This is a genomic window from Amycolatopsis sp. lyj-109 (assembly GCF_046548995.1).
Taxonomy (GTDB): domain Bacteria; phylum Actinomycetota; class Actinomycetes; order Mycobacteriales; family Pseudonocardiaceae; genus Amycolatopsis.
In genome coordinates, this window is sequence record NZ_JAJPWR010000025.1 from 99,722 (window position 1) to 125,552 (window position 25,831).

Consider the following 25,831-nt stretch of genomic DNA (forward strand, 5'->3'; position numbering starts at 1 on the left):
CATGACACACCAGCCGAAACTGACCGCACTCGCCGCCGCCGATCCCGCCATCGCCGGGCTCGTCGAGGACGAAGCCAAGCGGCAGCACGACAAGATCCGCCTGATCGCGTCGGAAAACTACGTCTCGCAGGCCGTGCTCGAAGCCACCGGCACCGTGCTCACCAACAAGTACTCCGAGGGCTACGCGGGCAAGCGCTACTACGAGGGCCAGCAGTTCATCGACCAGGTCGAGCAGCTGGCGATCGAGCGGGCGAAGGCCGTGTTCGGCGCCGAGCACGCGAACGTCCAGCCGTACTCCGGGTCGCCGGCGAACCTGGCCGTGTACCTCGCTTTCGCGCAGCCGGGCGACACCGTGCTCGGCATGGCGCTGCCCGACGGCGGCCACCTCACGCACGGCTGGAGCGTGTCCGCCACCGGCAAGTGGTTCACCCCGGTGCGCTACGGCGTCGCGAAGGAGACCGGCCGCGTCGACCTCGACCAGGTGCGCGACCTGGCCCGGCAGCACCGGCCGAAGCTGATCTTCGCCGGCGGCACGGCGATCCCGCGGACGATCGACTTCCCGGCGTTCGCCGAGATCGCCGCCGAGGTGGACGCGGTGCTCGTCGCCGACATCGCGCACATCGCGGGCCTGGTCGCGGGCGGCGCGCACCCGTCGCCGGTCGGGCACGCGCAGGTGATCACGACGACCACGCACAAGACCCTGCGCGGCCCGCGCGGCGCGATGATCCTTTCGGACGCCGACCACGCGAAGGCGGTCGACAAGGCGGTGTTCCCGGGCCTGCAGGGCGGCCCGCACAACCACACGACCGCCGCGATCGCCGTCGCGCTCGGGGAGGCGCAGCAGCCGTCGTTCAGCGACTACGCGCACACGATCGTCGCCAACGCCAAGGCGCTCGCGGACGCGTTGCTGGCGAAGGGTTATGACCTGGTGTCCGGCGGCACGGACAACCACCTGCTGCTGATCGACCTGACGAACAAGGCGGTCGCGGGCAAGCCGGCCGCGCAGGCACTGGACCGCGCGGGCATCGAGCTGAACTACAACACGGTGCCGTTCGACCCGCGCAAGCCGTTCGACCCGTCCGGCATCCGGCTCGGCACGTCGGCGATCACCACCCGCGGCCTGCTCCCGGAGCACCAGCCGCAGGTGGCGGCGTGGATCGACCGCACGGTGACGGCGGCCGCCGCCCACGACGAGTCCTCCCTGGACGCGATCGCCGCGGAGATCCGCGAGTTCCTGGCGCCGTTCCCGATCCCGGGCTACTCCGCCTGACCCCGGCAACCCCCAAGGGCGGGCACTTTCACGTGAAAGTGCCCGCCTTTGGCGTGTCCGGGGTCACAGGATATTTGGTTGCACTCTACAAGCTTCCCGAGGAATACTTGGCTCAAGCAAGTAGTTGAAAGGTACAAGCAACTACGCCGAAGTCTTTCCGAGGGAGACCACCATGAGCGACACCAGTACGGCGGAAGGAGCGGTCGCTACGAACGGCAAACTGACTCACCGCCAGATCCTCACCGTCCTGTCCGGGTTGATGCTCGGCATGTTCCTCGCCGCGCTCGACCAGACCATCGTGTCGAGCTCGATGCGGACCATCGCCGACGAGCTGCACGGCCTGTCCCTGCAGGCCTGGGCCACCACCGCCTACCTCATCACCGCCACCCTTTCGACGCCGCTGTACGGCAAGCTGTCCGACCTCTACGGCCGCAAGCCCATGTACCTGACGGCGATCTCGCTGTTCCTGGTCGGCTCGCTGGCCAGCGGCATGGCGACGTCGATGTACGAGCTCGCCGCCTTCCGGGCCTTCCAGGGTCTCGGTGCCGGTGGCCTGATGTCGCTGGCGCTGGCGATCATCACCGACATCACCGCGCCGCGGGAGCGCAGCAAGTACCAGGGCTACTTCATGGCCGTCTTCGGCATCTCGAGCGTTGCCGGGCCGGTCGTCGGCGGGTTCTTCGCCGGCATCGACACCTTCGCCGGCATCACCGGCTGGCGCTGGGTCTTCCTGGTCAACGTCCCGATCGCGCTCGCCGCGCTGGTCGTCGTCACCAAGGTGCTGAACCTGCCGCACACCCGCGTGGACCAGAAGGTCGACTACTGGGGTGCGGTGGCGCTGGCCACCGGCCTGGTGCCGCTGCTGATCGTCGCCGAGCAGGGCCGCGAGTGGGGCTGGGGCTCCGCCGCTTCGATCGCGATGTACGTCGTCGGCGCGCTGGGCGTGGCCGCCTTCGTGTGGATCGAACGCCGGATGGGCGACGCCGCCCTGCTGCCGCTGCGGCTGTTCAAGCGGCCGGTGTTCCGGATGTCGACGATCGTCACGGTCGTGCAGGGTGCCGGGATGTTCGGCGCGATGATGTCGCTGCCGCTGTACCTGCAGATCGTCAAGGGCGCGACGCCGACCCAGGCCGGCCTGCAGATGCTCCCGCTGACGCTCGGCATCATGATCGCCAGCTTGGGCAGCGGCGTGGTGATCTCCCGGACCGGCCGGTACAAGATGTTCGCGGTGGCCGGGATCGGCCTGATGGCGGCGGCGCTGTTCGCGCTGTCGACGATCACCGTCGACAGCTCGCTGGCCATGGTCATGGTGATCGCCTTCGTGATCGGGCTCGGCCTCGGCGCCTCGATGCAGACACTGGTGCTGGCCGCGACCAACGACGTCCGCCCGCAGGACATCGGCGTCGCCACCTCGGCGGCGACGTTCTTCCGGCAGATCGGCGGCACGGCGGGTACCGCGGTGTTCCTGTCGATCCTGTTCGGCACGGTCGGCGACCGGATCGCGAACGCCATCCGCTCGGCGATGACCACGCCGGCCTACACGGCGGCGCTGGCGCAGCACCCGGAGTTCGCGAAGCAGCTGCAGAGCGGCCTCGACGTCAACGACACGTCGTTCCTCTCGACGCTCGACCCGACGCTGGCCCGGCCGATCCTGCAGGGCTTCGCCGAGTCGATGAGCACGGTGTTCCTGGTCGGCGGGATCGTGCTGACCGTCGGCTTCGCGCTGGTGTGGTTCCTCAAGGAGAAGCCGCTGTCGGACAAGTCGGCGATGGAGCAGCGCGCGGAGGCCGACGCGGACGCCGCTCCGGCCCTCGCCCTGGCGCACTGACCCGCTCAAAAGCCGTGAAGGCCACCTTCAGGAACTTCAAGTTCCTCAAGGTGGCCTTCACGAAGTTGGGGCCTAGTGACCGGTGCCGTTGGCCGCTTCCTTCGCCAGGCGGTCGGTCTCGCGCTCGTACGACCGGGCGATCTCCGCCTCGGCCTCGGTGCGGCCGACCCAGGAGGAGCCTTCGACGCTCTTGCCGGGCTCGAGGTCCTTGTAGACCTCGAAGAAGTGCTGGATCTCCAGCTTGTGGAACTCGTTCAGGTGGTGGATGTCCCGCAGGTGCTCCAGGCGCGGGTCGGCGCTCGGAACCGCGAGGACCTTGTCGTCCGGGCCCTTCTCGTCGGTCATCCGGAACATGCCGATCGCGCGGCAGCGGATCAGGCAGCCCGGGAACGTCGGCTCCTGGACGAGGACGAGGACGTCGAGCGGGTCGCCGTCCTGGCCGAGGGTGTCGTCGATGAACCCGTAGTCGGCCGGGTACTGGGTGGCCGTGAACAGGGTCCGGTCCAGCTTGATGCGGCCGGTCTTGTGGTCGACCTCGTACTTGTTGCGCTCCCCTTTGGGGATTTCGATCGTGACGTCGAACTCCACGCCGTCCTCGCTGCTTCTTCAGATTCGGGCATACCCGCATCGCGGGCGGCAACCTTCATGACTGTCTTGACGTCTCCTAGTGTGGACTACGCCCTGCCGGGAGGCCGCATCGATGTCGGCCACGCGGCATGTGAGCTTGGCCCCTCCGGGGGCAGGTGAGAAGGAGTGGTGGGTGCCGGAAAACGACCAGCCGATGTGGCCTTCGTCGGACGAAGACCGCTCGTCGTCCGGCGCGCGGGAGACCACTCCGATGGCCCTGCCCGACCCGCCGAAGGCCACCGGGGACGGCCCGGGCGTGCCCAAGGTCACAGGCAGTGCGGCGCCCAAGGGATCGTGGTTCGCGCCGAACGTCCCGCCCGAGCCGGTGCCCGGGCTCAACGTCCCGGCGGAGGAGCCACCGCCCCCGCCGTCGCCGGCCAAGCAGGACCTCGCCGACCGCCTGGGCAGCCGCGAGCCGAAGCAGCCCCCGGCGGCCCAGCAGCCTCCGGCGGCCCAGCAGGCCCAGCCGCCCGCGAAGCAGCCACCGGCGGCGGAGCCTGTCGAAGAGAGCACCCAGTACATCCGGGTCGAGCAGTCCAAGCCCGCAGCGTCCGCGCCCACCGGCGAGAGCACCCAGTACGTCGAGCCACCCGAGCCGAAGCCCGCCACGCCCGAGCCGGCCGGGGAGAGCACCCAGTACATCGAGGTGACGCCGTCCAGGCCGGTGCCGGTGGTGCCGGTCGAGCGCCACGTCCCTCCCCGCGAGGAGGAGAAGCCGGAGGAGCCGCAGCAGCAGTGGCGCGAAGAGCTCCAGCACTGGCGCGAGGAGCAGCAGCGCCGTGAAGAGCAGCTGAACCGCGGGCCCGCCCAGCGCCGCGAAGAAGCGGAACCTCAGCCTTGGAGCCAGCGCATCGAACTGCGCGAAGACCGCACCGGCGAGCGGCCGGCCGAGCCGGGCGACCGCCGTTCCGCGCTGCCGCCGGAGCCGCCGCGCGGGGTGGTGCCGTCGGCGTCCGCCGGGACGCTGGCCCGGCCGCAGCGGATCGAACCGGACGGGCAGCGGTTCGACGCCGAGGCGACCGTCGGGATCGAACGGCCCTCCCAGTTCCCCGGCGTCTTCCAGCAGCAGCCCCAGCAGCGGGCCGAACCGCCTCGTACCGAACCACCCGCCGAGCCGCCGTCGCCGTCCGCGGCCGAGGCGCCGGCCGCAAGTGAGCCGCCGAAGAAGCGGCGGAAGGGCAAGCTGATCGCGCTCGTCGTGGTCGTCCTCCTGGTGCTGGCCGGCGGCGGGGTCGCCGCGGCGATGCCGAAGGTGGCGAACCGGCTGGCCCTGCCGTGGGCGCCGAACGCACCCAAGGGCGACCCGCCGTCGCCGTCCGCGGCCACCCGGCAGCTGCAGGGCCCGGCCACCTCCGGGACGGCGCCGACCGCGAACGGCGTCAAGTCCGCGCTCGCCTCGGCGGCCGGCAACGGCGCGCTCGGCCAGCTCACCGGCAGCGTGATCGACCCGGTGACCGGGACCGTGCTGTGGGACCGCGGCTCGTCGACGCCGGTGACGCCCGCTTCGACGACGAAGGTGCTCACGTCCGCGGCCGCGCTGCTTTCGCTGGACCACAACCTGCGCCTGTCGACCAAGATCGTGCAGGGCGCGGACCCGGGCACGGTGATCCTGGTCGGCGGCGGCGACACCACGCTCACCAACCTGCCGCTCGGCACCGAGTCCCCGCTGTACCCGGGCGCCGCGCATGTCGACGACCTCGTCGCGCAGGTCAAGAAGGCGGTGCCGGGGGTCAAGAAGGTGCAGGTCGACCTGACCCTGTTCAAGGGGGCGACGACCGCGCCCGGCTGGGAGGCGGGCGACGCGCCGTCGACGTACGCGACGCAGATGTCGCCCGTGATGGCCGACGGCGGCCGCATCAACCCCAAGGACAACAACTCGCAGCGCACGGCGAACGCGGGCAGCGCGCTCGCCTCGTCGATCGCCTCGAAGCTGGGAGCCTCGGCGGGCGGCCAGGCGACCGCGCCCAAGGACGCGAAGGTGGTCGCCGAGGTGAAGTCCGCCCCGCTGACCGAGCTGGTGTCCGACCTGATGGAGCTGTCCGACGACGTCCTCGCCGAGGCGATCGCCCGGCAGGTCGCGCTCGCGAACGGCGAGGAGGCCAGCTACGCCGGCGGCGCCAAGGCGACCAACAAGGTCCTGAAGGACCACGGCTTCGACGTCACGGGCGTCGCGCTGTCGGACGGCAGCGGCATCTCGTCGCTGAACCGCATCCCGGCGCGGCTGCTGACCCAGCTCCTGGCGGCCGCCGCGGCGCAGGAGGGCAAGGACCCGAACACGGCGAAGCTGCGGCCGGTGCTGGCGGGCCTCCCGGTGGCGGGCGGCTCGGGCACCCTCGCCGACAAGCGGTTCGACACGGCGGCGTCGCAGGCCGGCCGCGGCTGGGTGCGGGCCAAGACGGGCACGCTGACCGCGGTGAACACGCTCGCCGGGCTGGTCCTCGACCAGGACGGCCGGGTGCTGGTGTTCGCGTTCATGTCCAACGGCTCCGACACCGAACCCGGCCGGGACGCGATCGACGCCCTCGCGACGAGCCTCCGCAAGTGCGGCTGCGCCTAGTGGACGCCGAACCGTACGAAGATCGTGGCCGGAAATCGGCACCGGCCAGGTAGCGTCGGAAGGGTGAGTCAGGAAACGGAGACCCGGCCCATGGTCGACTGGGCGATCGCCGCGCAGACCGGCGCCTTGCTGGTGCGCGGCGGCCCGCAGGTGCCGCGGGAACGGGCCGAGGAGGCCGTCACCGACCTGCGCGAGCTGACCGTCGAAGCCGAGGGGCACGTGCGGCAGCTGACGAACCTGGGGCTCGACCTGCCGCTGCTGCCCGGCGAGGTCGTCGACCGCCCGGGCTGGGTGAGATCCGCCGCGGCCGGGCTGGACGCGCTGACCGGGCGGGCCCTTCCGCAGCAGGGCGGGCCGTTCGGGCCCATCCTGGCCGGCGGCGCCGGTGTGCAGACCGGGCTGGTGCTCGCCTTCCTCGCCAGCCGCGTGCTCGGCCAGTACGACCCCTTCGGCGGCCCGGACCGGGAAGGCCGGTTGCTGCTGGTGGCGCCGAACGTCGTCGCCGCCGAGCAGGCGATGGACGTGCCCGGCCGCGACTTCCGGCTCTGGGTCTGCCTGCACGAGTGCACCCACCGGCTCCAGTTCACCGCGGTCAAGTGGCTGCGCGACTACTTCGCCGACGAGGTCGAGCGGCTCGTCTCGGGGCTGGCGGGCGGCGGCACCGACAGCCTGGCCGACCTGGTCGGCCGGCTGCCGGAGGCGATCAAGCAGGGGCCCAAGCTGAACCTGGCCGAGCTGCTCCAGTCGCCGAAGGAGCGCGCGGTGTTCGACCGGCTGCTCGCCCTCTCGACGCTGCTGGAGGGGCACGCCGACTACGTGATGGACGCCGTCGGCCCGCAGGTCGTGCCGAGCGTCGACACGATCCGTGCGCGGTTCTCCGCCCGGCGCAAGGGCGGTGGCGTCTTCGACCGGCTGCTGCGCGCGCTGCTCGGCGTCGACGCGAAGATCCGTCAGTACGAAGAAGGCGCGAAGTTCACGAAGCACGTCGTGGACGCCGTCGGCATGGACGGCTTCAACGCCGTCTGGCGGTCGCCGAACACCCTGCCGTCGCGCGCCGAGATCGCCGACCCGGCGGCGTGGGTCCGGCGCCTGCACGGATGACCGGGCCGGCGGTCGCGGCCGTCCGCCGGGCCGTCCGCGCCTTCCTGGAGAGCATCGAGGCGCCGGCCGAACTCTGCGTCGCGGTTTCCGGCGGCGCCGACTCGCTCGCGCTGGCCGAGGCCACCGCGCACGTCGGGCACCACCGCGGGCACGTCGTCCGCGCGCTGGTCGTCGACCACGGCCTGCAGGAGGGCTCGGCGAAGGTGGCGGCCGACGCGGCCGCCGCGGCGAAGGCCCTGGGCGTCGACGAAGCCGAGGTGCGCCAAGCCGACGTCACGGGCCCGGGCGGCCCGGAAGCCGCCGCGCGCAAGGCCCGCTACCGGGCGCTCACCGGGCACGGCCTCGTCCTGCTCGGCCACACCCTCGACGACCAGGCCGAAACGGTCCTGCTCGGGCTCGGCCGCGGGTCCGGCTCGCGCAGCGTCGCCGGGATGCGGCCGCACGATCCGCCGTGGGGCCGGCCGCTGCTGGCCGTCGCCCGGGCCACGACGCGGCAGGCGTGTGCCGAGCTCGGCGTCGAGCCGTGGGCCGACCCGCACAACGCCGAGCCGCGCTTCACCCGCGTCCGGCTGCGCACCGAAGTCCTGCCGTTGCTGGAGGACGTCCTCAACGGCGGAGTCGCCGCCGCGCTCGCCCGGACGGCGGCGCAGCTGCGGGAAGACAATGAGGCGCTGGACACAATGGCGGACATGATCTTCACCCGCGCGGGCGGCCTCGAAGGGCTGGAAGTCGGCGTCCTCGAGGCCGAGCCGTCAGCACTGCGGCGGCGGGTTCTTCGCAGGTGGCTGCTGCAATCGGGTGTGCGCGAGCTCACCGACGCGCACCTCCGGGCGGTCGATGACCTTGTCGCCCGGTGGCGTGGTCAGGGCGGCGTCTGGTTGCCGGGCAACTTGGAAGCGAGCCGGTGCCGTGGCAGGCTCTGCGTCATCTCCCAACCCACCACCCGAGGGGAATGACCCGTGTACGAGGGCGAAATCGCCTCCGTGCTCGTCACCGAGCAGCAGATCAAGGACAAGATCGCGGAGCTGTCGGAGCAGATCGCCGCCGACTATCCGGCCAACGGGCAGGGTGAACTCCTGCTGGTGGGTGTCCTGAAGGGCGCGGTCATGTTCATGACCGACTTCGCCCGTGCGCTGCCGCTGCCGACGCAGCTGGAATTCATGGCCGTCTCCTCCTACGGATCGGCGACGTCGTCGTCCGGCGTCGTCCGCATCCTCAAGGACCTCGACCGCGACATCGCGGGCCGGGACGTCCTGATCGTCGAGGACATCGTCGACTCCGGCCTGACCCTGTCGTGGCTGCTGAAGAACCTCGCGAGCCGCAACCCCGCGTCGCTCGAGGTCGTTTCGCTGCTGCGCAAGCCGGAAGCGGTGAAGGTGGACGTGCCGGTGAAGTACATCGGCTTCGACATCCCCAACGAGTTCGTCGTCGGCTACGGCCTCGACTACGCCGAGCGGTACCGGGACCTGCCCTACATCGGCACCCTGGACCCGAAGGTCTACACGGTGTAGTGCACCAGCGGAGTCCCCAACCGTTCACCGCAACTACCGGATTTGCGGAACCCCGGCTTCGCCGTTTGCGTCATAGGCTCTGATCACGTGCGTTAACCTATGCGAAGACCATTCGTGCCCGCGGTGACCGGGTCGGGGGAACGGGAGAGAGTGCAGATGGCCAACAGCAGCGCTGCCGATGCGAACGCCTTCAAGGCCGCGGCCGCGGCGGGTCAGGTCGGGATCGACCCCGACGCCGCGCAGGCCGTGCTGAACAAGATCCGCACCGGCAAGGACGCGGTCGAGACCCTGCTCGCCGGCGCGGGCACGCTCGCCCAGCCGCCGAAGCTCGGCGACAACCCGGTCGGCAACGCGATGGCCGCGAAGTTCGTCCAGCGCGCGGACGGCGGCGGCGACTCCTACGCCGCCGCGCTGAAGAACCTGCTCGACCAGTACTCCGCCGCCGAAGAGGGCATCGTCACGGCGATGTCCCGGTACCACGAGATCGACCAGGCCGCGGCCGATCCGTTCCGCAACGCCTGAGTCCAGAGGGGAACTCGTAGTCATGGCTCCGAACCACAGCGACCAGTCTTCGACGACCGACCCGGGCTCGGTGGTCCCGCTCGGCGACAACTCGTCGTCGCAGAACATCGTCGACAACGCCCGCGGCAGTGCCGGCGGCTTCGACATGGGCGGCGACCGCGCGATCGCCAACCCGCCGAACTGGAACAACCAGGACAGCCAGCAGCTGTTCGACGGCGCGACCCAGAACAACGACCCCGGTACGGCCACCGCGACCGGGCACGCCTGGGCACACCACGGCACCGAGCTGAAGCAGGCGTCCGATCACCTGTACAACGCGATTGCCGAGCTGGGCAACGCGTGGGTCGGCAAGGGTGCCGCGGGCGCGCAGGGCGCACTGGTGGCCATCGCCAATTCCGGCTCGCAGGCTTCCGAAGCCGCACACACGATGTCCGACCGGCTCGGCCGGCAGGCCACCGCGGCCGAGCAGGTCAAGAAGATGCCGCCGCCCCAGAAATACGACCCGAAGCAGAGCTTGGCGGCGGCGCTGGCGGGTGGCCCGGCGGCGATGATCGCCGACCAGAAGGCCCAGTCCGACGCGGCCAATGACGTCAAGGCGCAGCAGGTCGCGTTCTTCAACGCCTACACACAGGCGATGAGCGAGGTCGACAACTCGACCCCGAGCTTCGGCCCGGAGTCGCTGGGCATGAAGCCGACGGCGTCGCACAACTCCCTCTCGTACAACGCGGTGCACAGCGTCGGCAGCACGAGCTCGGTCGACGCGCTGCCCGGCGCGGGCGACGCGATCTTCGCCTCCGGTGGCGCGGGCTTCGGCGGCCACGGCGGCGCGTTCGGCGCGCAGCACGCCGGGGTCGTCGGCCCGAACGGTGTCCACGGCGGTGTCCCGGGTGCGGGCTTCGGCGTGGACGCGGCGACGCTCGGCAGCGACGGCGCCGGCGGCACGGTTGCCGGAGCGGGCGCCGCCGGTGCGGGCCACGTCGCCCCGGGCAGCGGGCAGCCGGGTGGCCACAACCCGCTCGGCACGGTCGGCATGGGCCTCGGCCTCGGCGGTGCCGCCGGTGGCCTCGGCGCCCTGGCTTCCCGCGCACTGGGCAAGGGCAGCAAGTCCGGCGCGAAGTCCGAGAACGAAACGACCCTGGCGTCGGCCGATGGCCAGGGCCAGAGCGCCGCGTCGGCCCAGGCGCCGCAGCAGGGCGTCGTCTCGTCCGCGGGCACCATCGGCGGGCAGACCCCGCCGCCGATGAGCCCGGGCATGGGCGGCATGGCCCCGCAGGGTGCCCAGGGCGAGCAGGACGAAGAGCACACGCACGCGTCCTTCCTCATCGAGGCGGACCCGGACGAGGCCTTCGGCGCGAACCAGGCGACCCCGCCGCCGGTCATCGGCGCGTGGTCCGGGGACGACGAAGACCGCTGATCCTTTCGGGCCGGGCGCGCTCACGGCGTGCTCGGCCCGGTTTCTCTTGGGGGTGGCTCGATGCCGAACGCTGAGCTGCTCACCCCGGTCGAGGTGGACTTCCTGTGGGAGTCGGCCGGGCTGGGCGAGCTGCCGTACCCGCTGCGCATCCGTTCGCACGGCGCGACCGTCGACGAGCGGTCGCTGCTGCGCCGCCGCACGTTGGAGGGGCTCACCGCGCGCGGTCTCGCCGACGGCCGCGGCCGGCCCGAGCCGCACATCGAGGACTACTTCGGCGTGCTGGCGAGCCCCGAACTGAGCCTGGACGCCGTCCAGCTGATCGCCCCGGACGCCGAACCGCTGCTGGCGATCGCCGGCGTGCTGGGCGGCCAGGGCCTGCTGGCCGTGCAGGACACCCGCGGCCTGCACCTGCATCCGTGCCCGGCCGACGGGCTCGCCACGGCCATCGTCTCGCTGCTGCCGGGTGCCCCGCGCGGTACCGAGAAATCGATCACGGTGCCGCTGGAGCAGCTGACCGGCGGCGACTTCCTGCAGCGCCGCGGCAACGGCGACGAGCGCGCGTCGGCCGACGAGGACCGCAAGGCGCTGGCCCGGCTGCACGCCCAGCCGCGGCTGCGCGGCGGCCAGATCGGCGCCAACTCCCGCAGCCGGCTGGGCGGACGTACCCGCACACCGGTGCTGAGCTGGTTCGACACCGAGACCGGCCGCTACTTCACCCAGGCCACCCGCGGCCGCGACGGCCGGGACTGGATCACCATCGCGCCCGCCGACGCCGCCACGCTGCGCCACCGCCTCGGTGAGATGCTCGCCGGAGCCGCGACGACCAGCTCGGTCTGAGCTCCTCCGCCGTCGCCCTGCAACTCGGCAGGGATGTCGCGAATGACTCATTCGGGACGTCCGAGGATGCTGTTGGCGAATTCGGTTTCATGCCAACCGGAGCGGCCAACTCGCCCGCCGCAACGGCCAACACGCCGGAGAACCCGGGCGAGTTGGCCGCTCCGGGTGTCGAGTTGGCCGCTCCGGGTGTCGAGTTGGCTGTTGCGGGCGGTGAGTTGGCTGTTGTGGGCGATCCGCTCGCCACCGGAGCGGCCTCAGCGCACCCGCTCGAATTCGCCAACAGCATCGTCCGAGGTCCCCAATGAGTCATTCGCGACGTCCGAAACCGCACCGGTACCCTGGAAGCTCTTCGAGCGGAAGGGGTACTGGGGCGGCCATGGCCGACAAACTCGAGGAATACCGGCGCAAGCGAGCCCGCAACCGCACCCCCGAACCCTGGCCGGACGGCCCGCCCGTCCCCGGGGACAACGACCTCTTCGTCATCCAGGAGCACCACGCCACCCGGCTGCACTGGGACTTCCGGCTGGAACGCGACGGCGTGCTCGTCTCCTGGGCGGTGCCGAAGGGCCTGCCGCGCTCCCCCGGGGTGCCCCGGCTCGCCGTGCACACCGAAGACCACCCCATGGACTACCTCACCTTTTCCGGCGAGATCCCCGCGGGCGAGTACGGCGGCGGCTGGATGACCGTGTGGGACACCGGGACGTACGAAACCCTGCACTGGAACGACCACAAGGTCGAGGTGGTCTTCCGCGGCGCCCGCACGCGCGGCAAGTACGTGTTCCAGAACCGGCACGACGAGGACGGCCGCGACTGGACCCTGCGTCGCCTCGACCCGGCGGACGACGGCCACGAGGACTCCCCCGAGTTCCTCGAGCCGATGGCCGCGGTCCCGGGCGAGCTTCCCTCACCGGCCGAGGACGACGACTGGGCCTACGAGTTCGCCTGGGGCGGCGCCCGCACGATGCTGTGCGTGTCCGGCGGCCGCATCACCGCGCACGACGTCACCGGCGCCGACGTCACCGGCCGGTACCCCGAACTGCACAAGCTCGGGGAAACCCTGGGCTCGACGGAAGTGCTGCTGGACGGCGAGATGGTGGTGGTCCGCGAAGGCCGGCCGGACGCGAAGGGCCTCGGTGAGCGCGGCCGCGCGGACGGGAACGACGCGAAACGGATGATGAAACACTGCCCCGCGTTCTTCTTCGCCTACGACCTGCTGCACTACGAAGGCCGTCCGACGGTGGAACTCCCCTATCTCGAGCGGCGGGACATGCTGACCGACCTCGGGTTGTCCGGCGGCAACTGGCAGGTGCCGCAGTACTTCCGAGGCAACGGCGAAGCGGTCCTGGCCGCGGCGCGCCAGCACGGGCTCGGCGGCATCTACGCGAAACGCGCGGACGGCGGCTACCACCCCGGCAAGGCGGACGGGGACTGGCTCCACATCGAGACGTGACAGCGGCCGCCCGGGGGACGGCCGCTGTCGACGTGCCTCAGTGCGCTGAGGGGGTCCGCTGGTCGGGAACCACCTGCAGCTTCCCGCCACCCGGCTTCCGCAGCAGCGCGAGGGCCAGCACCAGACCCACCGCCGCGAAGATCACACAGGCGACGAAGCCCTGCGTGAAGCCGTCCATCACCGCGGCCGGATTGGTGGCCGCCTCGGCCATGTGGGACGCGATCACCGTCGAGACGATCCCCACGCCGATCGCGCCGCCGACCTGGAAGGCCGCCGTGTTGAGGCCGGAGGCGATGCCCGCGTCCTTCTTGGCGATGCCGCCGAGCGCCGCCGCGGCCAGCGCGACCGGGCCGCCGCCGAGACCGAACCCGAACAGGACCAGGCCCGGGAAGACGTGCCCCCAGTAGGAGGCTTCCGGGGTGATCCCGGTGAGCAGCAGGCAGCCGACACCGAGCAACAGGACGCCGGTGACGGCGACCGGCCGGATACCGACCCTGGTCAGCAGCGCGGAGGCGAGGAAGGCGCCGATCACCGCGGCGATCGGCATCGCCGACTGGCTGAGCCCGAACTCGAGCGCGGTGTAGTGCAGCACGCCCAGCGAGTACTGGGAAATCGTCACGGACATGCCGAACGCCAGCATCGCCGCGATTCCGGTGACGAGGTTGCCACCGACGAGGGCGCGGGACCGGAACAGGCGCAGTGGCACCAGCGGCGAAGCGGAGCGCTTCTCGATCAGGATCGTCAGCGCGACGAGCACGACGAACACCGCGGCGAAGCCGATGGTGTGGAAGCTGACCCAGCCCTTCGCGGGCGCCTCGACGAGGATGTAGACCAGCAGGCCGAGCGCGGCCGTGCTGACCACGGCGCCCGCGAGGTCGAACGTTCGCCATTTGCCCGCGTCCTTGCTCTCCCGCAGCAGCACCGGGCTCAGCACCAGCATCAGCAGCGCGACCGGGACGTTCACGAAGAAGATCGACTGCCAGCCGAGCCAGTCGATGAGCGTGCCGCCGAGCAGCAGGCCGACGGTCGCGCCGATCGAGGCGCTCCCGGACCACGCCGCGAACGCCTTGTTGCGCTCACGGCCTTCGGGGAACGTGTTGGTCAGGATCGACAGCGCGGTCGGCGCCATCAGCGCGGCGGAAACACCGTGCAGTGCCCGGGCCACGAACAGGACCTCGCCGTTCCAGGCCAGCCCGGACAGCAGGGAAACCAGCAGGAACAGGGCGGTGCCGATGATGAACACCTTCCGCCTGCCGAGCAGGTCGGCCGCGCGGCCGCCGAGCAGGAGCAGGCCGCCGAAGGTCAGCAGGTTGGCCGACAGGGCCCACTGCGCCTGGACCGGCGACAGGTGCAGGTCCGCCGAGATCGACGGCAGGCCCATGATGACGATCTGGGCGTCGAGGATCACCATGAAGTTGGCCGTGCAGAGCAGGATCAGGGCTTTCCAGCGGCGCGGGTCCAGACCCTGCGCCACCGAGGTGGGGGCGGTTTGAGCGAGGTTCACGGCTCTCCTTCGAGCGGAGACGGCGTTTCTCCGCGGTCCGTAGGTCTGCGTCGACCGTACGGATGAAGAGGGCGCCCACCTTCCTCCCGATTGCACAGGGATTTCTTCCCGACTGCGGTTCCCGCCGATCCCGGAACTGCCCGCGAGCAAGCGGACACGCGCAGCTCAACCCGCGATACCGGCCGCCTCCGGCTACAGCTTCTTCAGCTGCTCCATCGCCTTCGCGGGGGAGGTCGCGTGCTCGGCCATGCCGGCCCACGGATCCCTCTTGCGCGCCAGGCGTTCCTTGATCCGCTTCGGCGTCCAGCCGTCCGGCTCCGCCTTGCCCAGTTCGTGCCAGTCCAGCGGCGTCGCCACCCCCGCGGACGGTCGCGCGCGCAGGGAGTACGGCGCCACGAACGTCGAGGTGTAGCCGTTGCGCAGGATGTCCAGGTAGACGCGGTCGCCGCGCTGGTTCTTCCGCACCGCCGTGGTCAGCCGGTCGGGGTCGAGCCGGGCCAGCACTTCGGCGGCCGCCTTGGCCAGGTCGCGGACCTCGTCGTAGGTCTGGCTCGGTTCCAGCGGCGCGACGACGTGGAACCCGCGTCCGCCGGTGGCCTGCAGGTACGCGGTGAGCCCGGCGGCGGTGTAGACGTCGCGAACCATGCGCGCGATGTCCCGCAGGTCGGCGACGGTGGTGCCCTCGGGCGGATCGATGTCGATCAGCACCATGTCCGGGTGCTCCAGGTCGTCCACTGTGGACGACCAGATGTGGTACTCGATCGCCGCCTGGTTGGCCAGGTACACCAGGGTCGCGGCGTCGTCGCAGAGCACGTGCCGGACGTCGCTCGTGGTCCGCTGCGGGATGGCCTCGACGCGGATCCACGATGGCAGCTTCGGGCCGGCTTCCTTCTGGTACCACGTCTGGCCGGAGATGCCGTTCGGGTAGCGGCGCAGGGTCAGCGGCCGCCCGCGCAGGTGCGGCACCATCGCCTCGGCGACGGTCCGGTAGTGCCCCACCACGTCACCCTTGGTCAGCCCGGCTTCGGGGTAGTAGATCTTGTCCGGGTTCGACGTCGTGATCTCGTCGGGCTCCACCGGGGCCTCCCTCGCCGGGCGGCGGCGGGCCCGTCCACCCGCGCACACTCCACCGCGCAGCGTGCCCGGCCGGTGCCCGCCACGTCCACTCCGAGCGTGCTCAGCCGTCCGGCGACGTTCGCCTCAGGCGTGGGCGAGCAGCTTCGCCAGCAGCTCCGGGTGCTCCGCCAGGCCCGCGCGCAGGGTGTGCTCCCGCAGCGGCTTCAGGTCTCCGTAGGGCTGGTTCGCCCAGTCCAGGGCGCCCTGGGGCGGCTCGGGGTCGTACTCGACGATGAACTGGATGTTCGTCGCGATCTGGCGCCCGGCCAGCCGTTCCGCCAGGTGCAGGGCCAGGTCGATGCCCGCCGAGACGCCGGCGGCGGTGATCACCGGGCCGTCCTCGACCCACCGCCGGGCGACCGGGGTCGCGCCGAGCGCGGGCAGCACGTCGCGGAACATCCAGTGCGTCGTCGCTTCCCGGCCCTCGAGGAGCCCGGCCGCGCCGAGGACGAGCGAGCCGGTGCAGACCGACGTCATCAGCTCGGCGCCCGCGGCCGCGGTGCGCAGCCAGGAGAGGAGGCGCTCGTCGGCCATCGCGTGCAGCGTCGGGACGGTGCCGCCGGGCACCAGCACCGCGAAGGGGGACGGCACTTCGTCGAACGTGTGGCTGGGAGCGATCCGCAGCGGCGTGTCGGTGCCGACGGTCTCCTTGGTGGCGCCGACGACGACGGTCCGGTAGCACGGGTCCAGCTGGCCGAGCGCGCTCAGCACCTGCAGCGGGCCCACGAGGTCCAGCGGCGTGAGGCCGGGGTACACGACGAAGGCGATGGTCTTCGGGTCATCGGTCATGCGTTCACGGTGGCGTTCGCGCGGGACGCAGGTGGCGTGGATGTCCGAATTCCTGCGAACCACGTCCGAGTGCCGGTCCGGCTGCTAGCGTTCGACCATGCCAGGCTCACCCAGACGGGTCGCGATCGTCGGATACGCCGACGCCGAGCTGCTGGACATCGCCTGCCCCGCCGACGTGTTCGACGCCGCCAACCGGCTCGGCGCGCGGCCGCCGTACGAGTTGCAGCTGGCGTCGGTCGACGGCCACGCCATCCGCACCGGCTCGAGCCTCGTCCTGCAGCCGCACCTGCGGCTCGACCAGGTCGCCGGCGACCTCGACACGCTGGTCGTCGCGGGCGGCTGGGGCAGCACGGCCGCGGCGGCCGACGAGCGCGTCCTGGCCCACGTCCGGCGGCTCGCCCGCACCAGCCGCCGGGTCGCCTCGGTGTGCACGGGTGCGGAGGTCCTCGCGGCGGCGGGGTTGCTGAACGGCCGTCGCGCGACGACGCACTGGCGGTACGCGGCGCGCCTGGCCCGCGACTACCCGTCGGTGACGGTGGACCCGGTCCCGCTGTACGTCCGCCACGGCAACGTCTACACGGCGGCGGGCGTGACGAGCGGGCTCGACCTGACGCTGTCGCTGGTCGAGGCCGACCACGGGCCGTCGCTGGCCCGCGAGGCGGCGCGCGCGCTGGTGACGTACCTGCAGCGCCCGGGCAACCAGGCCCAGGTCAGCCTGTTCCTGGCCGGGCCGCCGCCGGAGCACCGCGAGGTCCGCGACCTCACGGCCTACATCGCCGAGCACCTCGACGCCGACCTCGGCACCCCGGCCCTGGCGGCCCGCGCGGGCATCGGCACCCGCCAGTTGACCCGCCTGTTCGACGCCCACCTCAGCACCACCCCGGGCCGCTACGTCCGCACGATCCGCACGGAACACGCGGCCCGCCTCCTGTCCGGCACGGACCTCCCCCTGGCAACGATCGCCCGCCGCTGCGGCTTCGGCTCGACGGAGACGTTGCGCCAGGCCTTCCTCGACCACTTCGACACCCCACCGTCGGCCTACCGCCGGGTCCACGTCCGCCAGTCCTACGGCTGATGTCCCGCCAATCACGCGAGATGCCCCTCCAATCACGCGAGATCCCCCGCCAATCACGCGAGATGCCCCTCCAGTCACGCGAGATGCCCCGCCAATCACGCGAGAACGGCGTACCGGGACGAACCGGGCCGTCGGCGGCCCCTCGCGCGGGGTACGGAATCCCGCTGTCAGGATGTGCGGGTGGACCGCCCTGACCTCGACGACGACGAAACCGGCCCGATCCGCCGGATCACGGACGAGGTGTCCCTTTCGCCGGGCCGCGGGACGTCCGGAACGCCGGATACGCCCCGGAAACCCGCCCGCCGGACCCCGCCCGAGGGCACCCGCCGCGAAGCCGGCCCTGCCCGCCGCCGAACCGACAGCGGGGCCCAGCGGATTCCGGCCGCGGACAAGCGAGCCGACACCGGGCCGCAGCGCGTCGCCCACTCCGGGTCGCTGCGAGTCCCGGCCGAAAACGGCCGTGCCGAGACACCGCGCCGCCGCGGCGACACCGGACCACAACCGATCCACGCCGACAACGACCGTCCGGCCCGCCGGGGCGACACCGGGCCGCAGCGAGCCGCCGACGCCCGTCCCCGGCGCAAAGCCGCAACACCGGAGGCCCACACCGGGCACGGCCACGGCCACGGGCACGGCCCCGCCGCCCCGGCGTCGAAGCGCGTCCGCCTCCTGCTGATCTGGCTGCTCGCCCCGCTCGCCCTCGCCACCGTCGTCGGCATGATCGTCCTCTACCCCTGGGGCAAGGCCGCCCCCACCAGCGTCGTCCCCCAGGGCACCCCCGTGCACGCCGACATCCGCACCACCGCCACCGGCCCCTGCCTCGCCCAGGGCCAGGTCCAGGTCGGCGACCAGACGGACCCGAACGCGAAACCCTGCCTGACCGTCGAACTCACCATGACCGACGGCCCCGCCGCCGGGAAACCACTCCGCCTCACCGTCCCCATCGAGCCCAGCACCCCGCGCTTCGCCACTGGGGACGCCGTCGTCCTGGCCTACAACGGCGGGAACGCCGATGACACCGCCAGTTTCCAGCTCGTCGACTTCCAGCGCGGCACCCCGCTGCTCGTCCTCGCCGCCCTCTTCGCCGTCGCCGTGCTCGTGCTCGGCCGGTGGCAGGGCATCGCCGCGCTCGTCGCGCTCGGACTCTCCTTCGTCGTCATCGCGCTGTTCATCCTCCCGGCCATCCTCGCCGGGGAAAATCCCCTCGTCGTGGCGATCGCCGGCGCCGGCGCGATCATGTTCATCGCCCTCTACCTGACCCACGGCCTCTCCGCGAGAACCTCCGCCGCCGTGCTCGGCACGCTCGTCAGCCTCGCCCTCATCGGCGTGCTGTCCGCGATCTTCTCCGCCGCCGCCTCGCTGACCGGCCTCGACGACAGCACCACGACGCTGATCGGCTCGCTCGGCCACGGCATCGACGCGCGCGGGCTGCTGCTCGCCGGTGTCGTGATCGGCGCCCTCGGCGTGCTCGACGACGTCACCGTCACCCAGACCAGCGCCGTCTGGGAGCTCCGCCGCGCCAACCCGGACCTGACCTGGCGCGAGCTCTACAGCTCCGGCCTGCGGATCGGCCGCGACCACGTCGGTTCGGCGGTCAACACCCTCGTGATGGCCTACGCCGGAGCCGCGCTGCCGGTGCTGCTGTACTCGTCGATCTCCGGCGTCGGGCTCGGCGCGCTGCTCGGCAGCGAGGACATCGCGCAGGAGATCATCCGGACGCTCGCCGGCAGCGTCGGCATCGTCGCGGCCGTCCCGGTGACCACCGTCCTGGCCGCGCTGATCGCCTCCCGCGAGCCGGCCGGGCACCTCGCCACCGCGAAGGCGTGACTCAGTCCAGCGTTGCCACGAACCGGCTGACGGCTTCCATGGTGAACCGCTGCACGTACTTGCCCGACGGCGCCACCGACGCCAGCCGGTAGAGCGGGCGCTCCGCCACGCCGGACCCGCGGGCCTCGGCCTTCAGCTCGGCGACCAGCAGCTCGCCGAACACGAGGCCGTTCGCCTCGGTGTTGTTCATCAGCGCGTTCGCGAGCTTCCGCAGCGGCATGATGCCCAGCTCGCGCCCGCCCGTCCCGGAGAACACCGCGAGGTCCACCTTCGCCACCTTGCCCCGCCGGCCGGCGTTGACCAGCAGGCTCACCGTGCGGCTGCCCCGGACGTCGCCGACGACGAGGTCGAGGCGGGTCGCGGTCGTCAAGTCGACACGGCGCAGCCCCCACGTGCGCACGATCAGCGTCGAACCCTCCAGCCAGACGCGGCGCCGGATGCTGACCGCCATCACGTACAGCAGCGGCAGGGCGATCACCAGCGCGACGATCAGGCCGGTCACCGTGCCGCCGATCAGCCCGGCGATCCCGCCGAACGCCGCGGCGACGATCACCACCCCGATCAGGCCCGAGATCCCGCGGCGACGCCGGCCGCGCGGGTCCTCCTCGAACAACGCGATGCGCTCGGTCACCGGCACGCCCCCGTCCCGGCGAGGAACGGGTTGCCCGCGCGTTCCCGGCCGATCGTCGTCGCCGGGCCGTGGCCCGGCAGCACCACCGTGTCGTCCGGGAACGCCGCCAGCAGGCCCCGCAGCGCCGTCTCGACGTCCCCGCGGCCGACCGACCCGGCGAACAGCGTGTCACCGGTCAGGGCGAGCCTGCCACCCTCGGGCGTCTCGAGGCCCAGCACCACCGAGCCCGGGGTGTGGCCCGGCACGTGCCGGACGTCGACGTCCAGTCCCGCGTACGTGCCGGACGCCAAGGGCACGCTGTCGCCGTCGTACATCGGGCCGTCGGCGGGGTGCAGGTGCAGCGGGACGCCGTGTTCGGCCGCCAGCGCGGCCGCCGAGGCGACGTGGTCGGGGTGCCCGTGGGTGGCCAGCAGGGCCGCCGGGACCAGCCCGTGCTCGTCGAGCGCGGCGGTCAGCGGCGCGGCCACCTCCTGCCCCGGATCCACGACCACGCACGGCCCGCCGGCGGCCGCCGCCAGCAGGTAGCAGTTGGCCTGCAGCGGGCCGCTGCCGAACCCGACGACGAGCACCGAACGCCTCCCCGGACTTCCGCGCCGGATGGCGCCGATCACGATCAGGTTGAGACTAGCGGGCCCTGTACATGGTCCTCACAGGCTGTGCCCATACACTGCCGCTACCTCAGACGTGTGACACGAGCGGAAACCTGGAGGGTACGGGGTGGCGACCAACCAGCAGCGCCGCGAAGCTGCGAAGCGCAAACTCGAGCGGCAGCTCGAGCGCCGATTGGAGCAGCAGAAGCGACGCCGGATGATCGGGGCTGGTGTGGTCGGCGTGGCCGTCCTCGTCGTCGCCGGTGTCGTGGTGTGGATCGTGAGCGCGAACGGCGGCGACAGCACCAACGCCGCGGCGTCGTCCTCGGCCGCCCCGCCGCCGACCGACCTCCAGATCCCGACGCAGCGCACCGCGCTGCCGAAGCGGGCGACCCCGCTGCCGAACCCGACGACCTGCGACTTCAAGGCCGACGCGACGGGCAAGGCGCCGAAGAAGGCGAATCCGCCGGACGGCAAGAACGTCCCGTCGACCGGCACGGTGAACGTGACGCTCAAGAGCACCGCGGGCGACATCCCGCTGACGCTCGACCGCGCGCTCGCCCCCTGTGCGGTGCAGAGCTTCATCAGCCTCGCCAAGCAGAACTTCTACAACGACACCATGTGCCACCGGCTCGGCACCGAAGGCCTGCAGATGCTGCAGTGCGGTGACCCGTCGGCCACCGGCGACCCGACCACCGACGGCCAGGGCGGCCCGGGCTACACGATGCCGGACGAGGCGTTCCCGGAGATCAAGTACGGCCGCGGCATCCTCGCGATGGCGAAGACGCAGGCCCCGAACTCCGGCGGCAGCCAGTTCTTCATGGTCTACGGCAGCGCCGACGGCCTCCCGGCGGACTACTCGGTGTTCGGCAGCATCAGCGACGAGGGCCTGAAGGTGCTCGACGCGGTGGCGAAGGCCGGCATCGCGAACCCGAACCCGCAGGACGGCACCGGAGCGCCGACCAAGCAGGTCAAGTTCACGGGCGTCACCGTCCAGTAGTGCCCCGCACCGAGCTGAACGGGGATCCGCTCGGCCCGGACGCCGCACTCGCGGGAATGGTCTCCTACGGCCACTTCACCGCGATGCAGGTCCGGGACGGGCGGGTCCGCGGGCTCGCCTTCCACCTCGAGCGGCTGGCCACGAGCACGCGGCTGCTGTTCGGCGCCGAGCTCGACGTCGAGCTCGTGCGGTCCTACCTCCGCCGGGCGATCGACGGCGAATCGGCGCTTTCGGTCCGGGTCGTCGTGGTCACCCGGTCGTTCGACGAGCCGATGACCCCGGAGATCCTGGTCCGGACCGGGCCGCCGCACCCGGCCGACCCGGCGCCGCTGCGCCTCCGGAGCGTCCGCTACCAGCGCGATCTGCCGCAGGTCAAGCACCTCGGCACGTTCGGCCTGATCCACGAAAGCCGCCAGGCCCGGTTGGCCGGCTTCGACGACGCGGTGTTCGTCGACCACGAGGGCCGGCTCAGCGAAGCGTCGATCTGGAACGTCGCATTCCTCGCCGGGAACACCGTCGTGTGGCCGGAAGCCGCGGTGCTGCCCGGGATCACGATGCTGGTGCAGCAGGACGCCCTGCGCCGGCTCGGCGTCCCGCAGGAGACGCGCGAAGTCCGGCCCGCCGACCTGCGCGAATTCGACGCGATGGTCCTGACCAACTCCGAGACGCCCGGGCGCGCGGTCTCCTCCGTCGACGACCTCGTGCTGCCGCCGGCGGACCGCGCCGTGGCTCTGCTCGCCGAGGCGTACGAGACCGTGCCGTGGGACAAGATCTGAACCCCGTCCGCACCGGCCCCGTGTAAAGGGGCAACACCGGAGACCCGCCGAGGGCCCGGGGAGAGGTGCCGACGATGGCCGAAAACCGGGTTCCCGCGGTCCGCCGCGTCCTCGGGCGGGCCGGCCAGGCCGGCTGCGCCGGTGTCCTCTTCGCCGTGCTCGCCGGTGGTCCCGCCCTCGCGCAGGCCGATCCGCCGCCGCCGGTCAAGTACTTCATCGTGCCGCACGCCGACAACCCCGAGGACATCACGCTGTTCAAGATCGCCGAGCGCGCGCTCGGCGACGGGCGGCGGTTCCCGGAGATCTTCCAGCTCAACCAGGGCCGGCTGCGACCGGACGGCACGCCGTTCACCGACCCGGCGGCGATCGAGCCCGGTCAGGTGCTCCAGCTGCCCGAGGACGCCGCTCCGAAGCCGGGCGTGCAGTTCGGCCCGCTGCCGTCGCCGGTGCCCGTCACCCCGGCCGTGCAGCCCGCCGCGGCCGAAGGGACGTCCGGGCTCGGCGTCGGGCTGGCTTCGGCCGTCAGCGGCACCGGCGGCCTGCTGACCGGCCTGCTCGCCGGGCTCTGGTGGCGCCGCCGTCCGCAGCTGCTCCCGCCGGCCCCGTTCGAGCCGCCCGAGCGCACGGAGGACGACTTCGGTTCCGGCTCGGTCAGCGGCACCCTGCCGCTCCCGATCGTGGTCCCCGAACCGCGTCCCGACGTCGTGTTCCGCCCGGAGCCGAAGACCACCGAGCTCGCGATCATCGTGCTCGACACGGCCGAAACCCAGGTGATCGCCGCGGTCCGGCCGGGCGCGCGGTTCCACTTCCGGATCGGCCCGCAGCCGGACTTCGCGGACGCCGCCACCGTGCTCGTGGTCGACGACGACGCCGACCGGCCCTGACCCCGCCGCGTGCGTGCCGGGTACTGTGCCGGTCACTACCGATCCGACCACAGCCACGGCCGAATGGCTTCGTCGCGACGGTTGCGTGCCGTTCGGGGGGTCGGCCTACTTTTGGCCGGATCGGTAACTCTGCGCTGAACGGATCAACCGGCGACCGAACACTGGCCAGCGGGCCGCCACGCCCGCAATAGTCGTCTGATGACCTCGGATCCGTTCGGCACCCTCCGGAAGGCGCTGTGGATCGGCGGCGCTCCGTGGACCGGGAAGTCCACCGTCGCGCGGCTGCTGGCCGAGCGGCACGGCCTGACGGCCTACCACCACGACGACCGGGCCCGGCCCGGCACCCCGCCGCCGGACGACCTCCCGGCCGCCGACCAGCTGACCGCGATGATGGCCGAATTCGGGAACCGCTTCCGCTGCGCCCTCGACGACCTGAGCGCGCTGACTTCGCCCCGGCCGATCGTCGCCGAGGGCCGGGGACTGCGGCCGGAGCTCGTCGCCCCGCTCGTGGACTCCCCCGGCCGCATGGTGGTGCTGGTGCCGACCGAACTGTTCCGCCAGCACCAGCTCCGGCACCGGCCGGACGGACCCGCGATCCCGGAGCAGCGCACCCGGCTGACGCGCGATCGGATGCTCGCCGCCCACGCCGTGCGGACGGCGCGGGACCTCGGCATCCGCGTCATCGAAATCGACGGCAAGCTCGACCCCGCCGGCGTCACCGACGTCGTCGCCGAGCACTTCCACGCCTACCTGGACTTCGAGGTCAGCGGAAGGTGAACCGCGGCGGGCGCCGCTGGAGGAACGCGGCGACGCCCTCCGCGTAGTCCTCGCCGTGCAGGGCGTCCGAGCGGATCTCCTCGACCTCGGCGTCCGGCGTTTCCTGCCCGGCGACGATCTTTTCGATGATCCGGTTCATCCCGCGGATCGACGCCTGGGAGCGCGAGCACAGCGTCTCGACGAACGCCAGCGTCGAGCTCTCGAGGTCGCCGGCCGGGAAGACGTCGTTGAGCAGGCCGATTTCGCGGGCGCGGGCGGCGGTGATCAGCTCGCCGGACAGCAGGAAGTACTTGGCGTGCGCGGGGCCGACGAGCGAGACGAGCTGGCGCGTCGAGTCGAAGTGGTAGACGATGCCGAGCTTCGCCGGGGTGATCCCGAACCGCGCGCCCTCGGCGGCGAACCGGAAGTCGCAGGCGACCGAAACCTGGCAGCCGCCGCCGATGCAGTTGCCCTGGATCATCGCGACCGACGGCTTCCGCATCGCGGTGAGGGCGGCGACGGCACCTTCGACGGCCTTGTCGTAGCTCGCCGCGCCGTCCGCCGTGGTGCGCAGCTCCCCGAACTCGCTGATGTCGGCGCCCGCGGAGAAGTGCTTGCCGGCCCCGGCGATCACCAGGGCCTTCAGGGCCGGATCGGCCTCCACCTCGGCGACGACGTCCGGGATCGCCGCCCACATGCCGTAGGTGATGGCGTTCATCTTCTCCGGCCGGGTCAGCGTCAGGCGAGCGACTTCGCCGTCGCGCGTCAGGTCGAATCCGTCGGTCATGAACCGCACCCTAGCTTCTCGCCCTCAGCGAAACCGGCGGTGTGTGACGCGATCGGGTGGCTAGTTTGGGGCCATGGCGGCGATCGAGGTGGGCGGGACGGCGTTCGGCTACGACGAAGCGGGAGAGGGGCCCGCGGTCGTGCTGCTGCACGCCGCACTGGGCGACCGCCGGATGTGGGACGCGCAGTTCACCGGGCTCGCCGCCACCCACCGGGTGATCCGCTACGACCGCCGCGGTTCGGGGAGACCCGCGGCGAAACCGGCGAACATGCCCACTACGAGGACCTGCTGGCCCTGCTCGATGCCCGGGGGATCGAGCAGGCCGCGCTGGTGGGGGCCTCGATGGGCGGGGCGTGCGCGCTGGACGCCGCCCTCGCCGCGCCGGAGCGGATCACCCGGCTGGCGCTGCTCGGCTCGGGCCTGACCGGGCACACCTGGCCGGACCACATGCAGGCGGACATCGCCCGGCTGACCGCCGCGACGGTTCCCGCCGACCGGCTCGCCCGCTACCAGGCCCGGGCAGGCGACGCCGACCCGGCGGACGTGCGGGCCATGGCGGAGGCCAACATCCGGTACCTGGTCGCCGGACCTTCGCGCGATGTCTCCGTGTTGCCGGGCGCAATGGTCGCGCTGGTCCGGGAGATGTGCGAGCAGGTGTACCGGCACGACTGGACCGCTCCACAGTGGACGGAACGGATCCCGGACACCCGGCACCGGCTCGCCGAGATCACTACGCCCGCCTTGGTGGTGATCGGGACGTCGGACGCGCCGGGGCTGGTGGAGCTCTCGGCGCACCTGGCGGAATCGTTGCCCGGACCCGGCGTCTTGAATGACTCATTCAGGACCTGCGAGGTCCTGGCTCGTAAATCGAGGTGACTGTGGGCGCGCGGTAGCGCCCCCGGCGTAGCGCAGCGGAGCCGGGGCCCGGGGTGAAGGGGTTAGGCGGCGTGGGGTTGGAGGGTGACGTGCTGGCCGGTGA

At 72.1% G+C, this 25,831-nt stretch carries 24 protein-coding genes; 17 read left to right on the forward strand and 7 right to left on the reverse strand.

All coding sequences use genetic code 11. From position 1 onward, the window contains the following. Window position 1 precedes the first annotated feature (1 nt). A complete protein-coding gene (glyA, locus tag ACLJQF_RS39260) occupies window positions 2-1,270 on the forward strand; it encodes a serine hydroxymethyltransferase (protein WP_410615352.1) in 1,269 nt (422 codons plus the stop codon). 172 nt (window positions 1,271-1,442) lie between these two features. Further along, window positions 1,443-3,098: an MDR family MFS transporter gene (locus ACLJQF_RS39265; protein ID WP_410615353.1), complete on the forward strand. Its 1,656-nt coding sequence runs from the start codon at window positions 1,443-1,445 to the stop codon at window positions 3,096-3,098. A 72-nt stretch (window positions 3,099-3,170) separates the two neighbouring features. Here the strand turns inward: ACLJQF_RS39265 and ACLJQF_RS39270 are convergent, their stop codons facing one another. Next, on the reverse strand, window positions 3,171-3,686 hold the full coding sequence (locus ACLJQF_RS39270) for an inorganic diphosphatase (protein ID WP_410615354.1): 516 nt from the start codon (window positions 3,684-3,686) through the stop codon (window positions 3,171-3,173). 172 nt (window positions 3,687-3,858) lie between these two features. On the opposite strand from ACLJQF_RS39270, the gene dacB reads away from it, so the two are divergent. The 8 genes from dacB to ACLJQF_RS39310 all read left to right on the forward strand — a co-directional run bounded on the left by dacB (window position 3,859) and on the right by ACLJQF_RS39310 (window position 13,117). Continuing rightward, complete coding sequence (gene dacB / locus ACLJQF_RS39275) at window positions 3,859-6,282, forward strand: D-alanyl-D-alanine carboxypeptidase/D-alanyl-D-alanine-endopeptidase (protein WP_410615355.1); 2,424 nt, start codon at window positions 3,859-3,861, stop codon at window positions 6,280-6,282. Between the two features lie 90 nt (window positions 6,283-6,372). After that, complete coding sequence (locus ACLJQF_RS39280; RefSeq protein WP_410615383.1) at window positions 6,373-7,383, forward strand: zinc-dependent metalloprotease; 1,011 nt, start codon at window positions 6,373-6,375, stop codon at window positions 7,381-7,383. Further along, complete coding sequence (gene tilS, locus ACLJQF_RS39285) at window positions 7,380-8,339, forward strand: tRNA lysidine(34) synthetase TilS (RefSeq protein ID WP_410615356.1); 960 nt, start codon at window positions 7,380-7,382, stop codon at window positions 8,337-8,339. The genes ACLJQF_RS39280 and tilS overlap by 4 nt, the downstream gene beginning before the upstream one ends. Before the next feature lie 3 nt (window positions 8,340-8,342). After that, complete coding sequence (gene hpt, locus ACLJQF_RS39290; RefSeq protein ID WP_410615357.1) at window positions 8,343-8,894, forward strand: hypoxanthine phosphoribosyltransferase; 552 nt, start codon at window positions 8,343-8,345, stop codon at window positions 8,892-8,894. Between the two features lie 156 nt (window positions 8,895-9,050). Then, a complete protein-coding gene (locus ACLJQF_RS39295; protein WP_410615358.1) occupies window positions 9,051-9,416 on the forward strand; it encodes a hypothetical protein in 366 nt (121 codons plus the stop codon). A gap of 22 nt (window positions 9,417-9,438) precedes the next feature. After that, window positions 9,439-10,830 carry a hypothetical protein gene (locus ACLJQF_RS39300; RefSeq protein WP_410615359.1) on the forward strand — a complete coding sequence of 464 codons (1,392 nt, stop codon included), beginning with the start codon at window positions 9,439-9,441 and terminating at the stop codon, window positions 10,828-10,830. A gap of 60 nt (window positions 10,831-10,890) precedes the next feature. Then, window positions 10,891-11,667, forward strand: a complete 777-nt coding sequence (locus ACLJQF_RS39305; RefSeq protein WP_410615360.1) for an ESX secretion-associated protein EspG — start codon at window positions 10,891-10,893, stop codon at window positions 11,665-11,667. Window positions 11,668-12,043: 376 nt separating this feature from the next. Further along, window positions 12,044-13,117, forward strand: a complete 1,074-nt coding sequence (locus ACLJQF_RS39310; protein ID WP_410615361.1) for a DNA polymerase ligase N-terminal domain-containing protein — start codon at window positions 12,044-12,046, stop codon at window positions 13,115-13,117. Window positions 13,118-13,154: 37 nt separating this feature from the next. Here ACLJQF_RS39310 and ACLJQF_RS39315 read toward each other — a convergent pair whose 3' ends face one another. The 3 genes from ACLJQF_RS39315 to ACLJQF_RS39325 form a co-directional block, all read right to left on the reverse strand. After that, window positions 13,155-14,621: an MFS transporter gene (locus tag ACLJQF_RS39315; protein ID WP_410615362.1), complete on the reverse strand. Its 1,467-nt coding sequence runs from the start codon at window positions 14,619-14,621 to the stop codon at window positions 13,155-13,157. 192 nt (window positions 14,622-14,813) lie between these two features. Then, window positions 14,814-15,698 (reverse strand): non-homologous end-joining DNA ligase, encoded by an 885-nt coding sequence (ligD, locus tag ACLJQF_RS39320; protein ID WP_410615363.1) that lies wholly within the window; start codon window positions 15,696-15,698, stop codon window positions 14,814-14,816. Window positions 15,699-15,821: 123 nt separating this feature from the next. Further along, window positions 15,822-16,526 carry a DJ-1/PfpI family protein gene (locus ACLJQF_RS39325; RefSeq protein ID WP_410615364.1) on the reverse strand — a complete coding sequence of 235 codons (705 nt, stop codon included), beginning with the start codon at window positions 16,524-16,526 and terminating at the stop codon, window positions 15,822-15,824. A gap of 97 nt (window positions 16,527-16,623) precedes the next feature. Between ACLJQF_RS39325 and ACLJQF_RS39330 the strand changes: the two genes are divergently transcribed. Both ACLJQF_RS39330 and ACLJQF_RS39335 read left to right on the forward strand, forming a co-directional pair. Further along, complete coding sequence (locus ACLJQF_RS39330; RefSeq protein WP_410615365.1) at window positions 16,624-17,601, forward strand: GlxA family transcriptional regulator; 978 nt, start codon at window positions 16,624-16,626, stop codon at window positions 17,599-17,601. A 180-nt stretch (window positions 17,602-17,781) separates the two neighbouring features. Continuing rightward, window positions 17,782-19,428, forward strand: a complete 1,647-nt coding sequence (locus tag ACLJQF_RS39335) for a YibE/F family protein (RefSeq protein WP_410615366.1) — start codon at window positions 17,782-17,784, stop codon at window positions 19,426-19,428. 1 nt (window position 19,429) lies between these two features. Here ACLJQF_RS39335 and ACLJQF_RS39340 read toward each other — a convergent pair whose 3' ends face one another. Together ACLJQF_RS39340 and ACLJQF_RS39345 are read right to left on the reverse strand one after the other, a co-directional pair. After that, window positions 19,430-20,059, reverse strand: a complete 630-nt coding sequence (locus tag ACLJQF_RS39340) for a hypothetical protein (protein WP_410615367.1) — start codon at window positions 20,057-20,059, stop codon at window positions 19,430-19,432. Continuing rightward, window positions 20,056-20,628: an MBL fold metallo-hydrolase gene (locus ACLJQF_RS39345; protein WP_410615368.1), complete on the reverse strand. Its 573-nt coding sequence runs from the start codon at window positions 20,626-20,628 to the stop codon at window positions 20,056-20,058. Before ACLJQF_RS39345 ends, ACLJQF_RS39340 begins: the two co-directional genes overlap by 4 nt. A gap of 148 nt (window positions 20,629-20,776) precedes the next feature. Here ACLJQF_RS39345 and ACLJQF_RS39350 point away from each other — a divergent pair, with 148 nt between their 5' ends. The 4 genes from ACLJQF_RS39350 to ACLJQF_RS39365 all read left to right on the forward strand — a co-directional run bounded on the left by ACLJQF_RS39350 (window position 20,777) and on the right by ACLJQF_RS39365 (window position 24,086). Continuing rightward, window positions 20,777-21,649: a peptidylprolyl isomerase gene (locus ACLJQF_RS39350; protein WP_410615369.1), complete on the forward strand. Its 873-nt coding sequence runs from the start codon at window positions 20,777-20,779 to the stop codon at window positions 21,647-21,649. Continuing rightward, entirely contained in the window at window positions 21,649-22,425 is a 777-nt protein-coding gene (locus tag ACLJQF_RS39355; RefSeq protein ID WP_410615370.1) for an aminotransferase class IV, read from the forward strand. The genes ACLJQF_RS39350 and ACLJQF_RS39355 overlap by 1 nt, the downstream gene beginning before the upstream one ends. Before the next feature lie 74 nt (window positions 22,426-22,499). Next, window positions 22,500-23,309 carry a LysM peptidoglycan-binding domain-containing protein gene (locus ACLJQF_RS39360; RefSeq protein WP_410615371.1) on the forward strand — a complete coding sequence of 270 codons (810 nt, stop codon included), beginning with the start codon at window positions 22,500-22,502 and terminating at the stop codon, window positions 23,307-23,309. Between the two features lie 198 nt (window positions 23,310-23,507). Beyond that, on the forward strand, window positions 23,508-24,086 hold the full coding sequence (locus ACLJQF_RS39365; protein ID WP_410615372.1) for a hypothetical protein: 579 nt from the start codon (window positions 23,508-23,510) through the stop codon (window positions 24,084-24,086). On the opposite strand, the gene ACLJQF_RS39370 is transcribed toward ACLJQF_RS39365, so the two are convergent. Beyond that, window positions 24,073-24,852, reverse strand: coding sequence for an enoyl-CoA hydratase/isomerase family protein (locus ACLJQF_RS39370; RefSeq protein ID WP_410615373.1), 780 nt, complete (start codon window positions 24,850-24,852; stop codon window positions 24,073-24,075). The two genes, ACLJQF_RS39365 and ACLJQF_RS39370, sit on opposite strands and share 14 nt — an antisense overlap. Before the next feature lie 174 nt (window positions 24,853-25,026). Here ACLJQF_RS39370 and ACLJQF_RS39375 point away from each other — a divergent pair, with 174 nt between their 5' ends. Then, on the forward strand, window positions 25,027-25,728 hold the full coding sequence (locus ACLJQF_RS39375) for an alpha/beta fold hydrolase (RefSeq protein WP_410615374.1): 702 nt from the start codon (window positions 25,027-25,029) through the stop codon (window positions 25,726-25,728). Window positions 25,729-25,831: the final 103 nt, after the last annotated feature.

What these genes read in the sequence shown, in the direction of transcription:
- ACLJQF_RS39310 (WP_410615361.1), top strand. Translation starts at nt 12,044, where the DNA reads ATGGCCGACAAACTCGAGGAATACCGGCGCAAGCGAGCCCGCAACCGC.
- ACLJQF_RS39295 (WP_410615358.1), top strand. Translation starts at nt 9,051, where the DNA reads ATGGCCAACAGCAGCGCTGCCGATGCGAACGCCTTCAAGGCCGCGGCC.
- ACLJQF_RS39370 (WP_410615373.1), bottom strand. Translation starts at nt 24,852, where the DNA reads ATGACCGACGGATTCGACCTGACGCGCGACGGCGAAGTCGCTCGCCTG.
- ACLJQF_RS39265 (WP_410615353.1), top strand. Translation starts at nt 1,443, where the DNA reads ATGAGCGACACCAGTACGGCGGAAGGAGCGGTCGCTACGAACGGCAAA.
- ACLJQF_RS39305 (WP_410615360.1), top strand. Translation starts at nt 10,891, where the DNA reads ATGCCGAACGCTGAGCTGCTCACCCCGGTCGAGGTGGACTTCCTGTGG.
- tilS (WP_410615356.1), top strand. Translation starts at nt 7,380, where the DNA reads ATGACCGGGCCGGCGGTCGCGGCCGTCCGCCGGGCCGTCCGCGCCTTC.
- ACLJQF_RS39360 (WP_410615371.1), top strand. Translation starts at nt 22,500, where the DNA reads ATGGCCGAAAACCGGGTTCCCGCGGTCCGCCGCGTCCTCGGGCGGGCC.
- glyA (WP_410615352.1), top strand. Translation starts at nt 2, where the DNA reads ATGACACACCAGCCGAAACTGACCGCACTCGCCGCCGCCGATCCCGCC.
- ACLJQF_RS39280 (WP_410615383.1), top strand. Translation starts at nt 6,373, where the DNA reads ATGGTCGACTGGGCGATCGCCGCGCAGACCGGCGCCTTGCTGGTGCGC.
- ACLJQF_RS39365 (WP_410615372.1), top strand. Translation starts at nt 23,508, where the DNA reads ATGACCTCGGATCCGTTCGGCACCCTCCGGAAGGCGCTGTGGATCGGC.
- ACLJQF_RS39325 (WP_410615364.1), bottom strand. Translation starts at nt 16,526, where the DNA reads ATGACCGATGACCCGAAGACCATCGCCTTCGTCGTGTACCCCGGCCTC.
- ACLJQF_RS39330 (WP_410615365.1), top strand. Translation starts at nt 16,624, where the DNA reads ATGCCAGGCTCACCCAGACGGGTCGCGATCGTCGGATACGCCGACGCC.
- ACLJQF_RS39300 (WP_410615359.1), top strand. Translation starts at nt 9,439, where the DNA reads ATGGCTCCGAACCACAGCGACCAGTCTTCGACGACCGACCCGGGCTCG.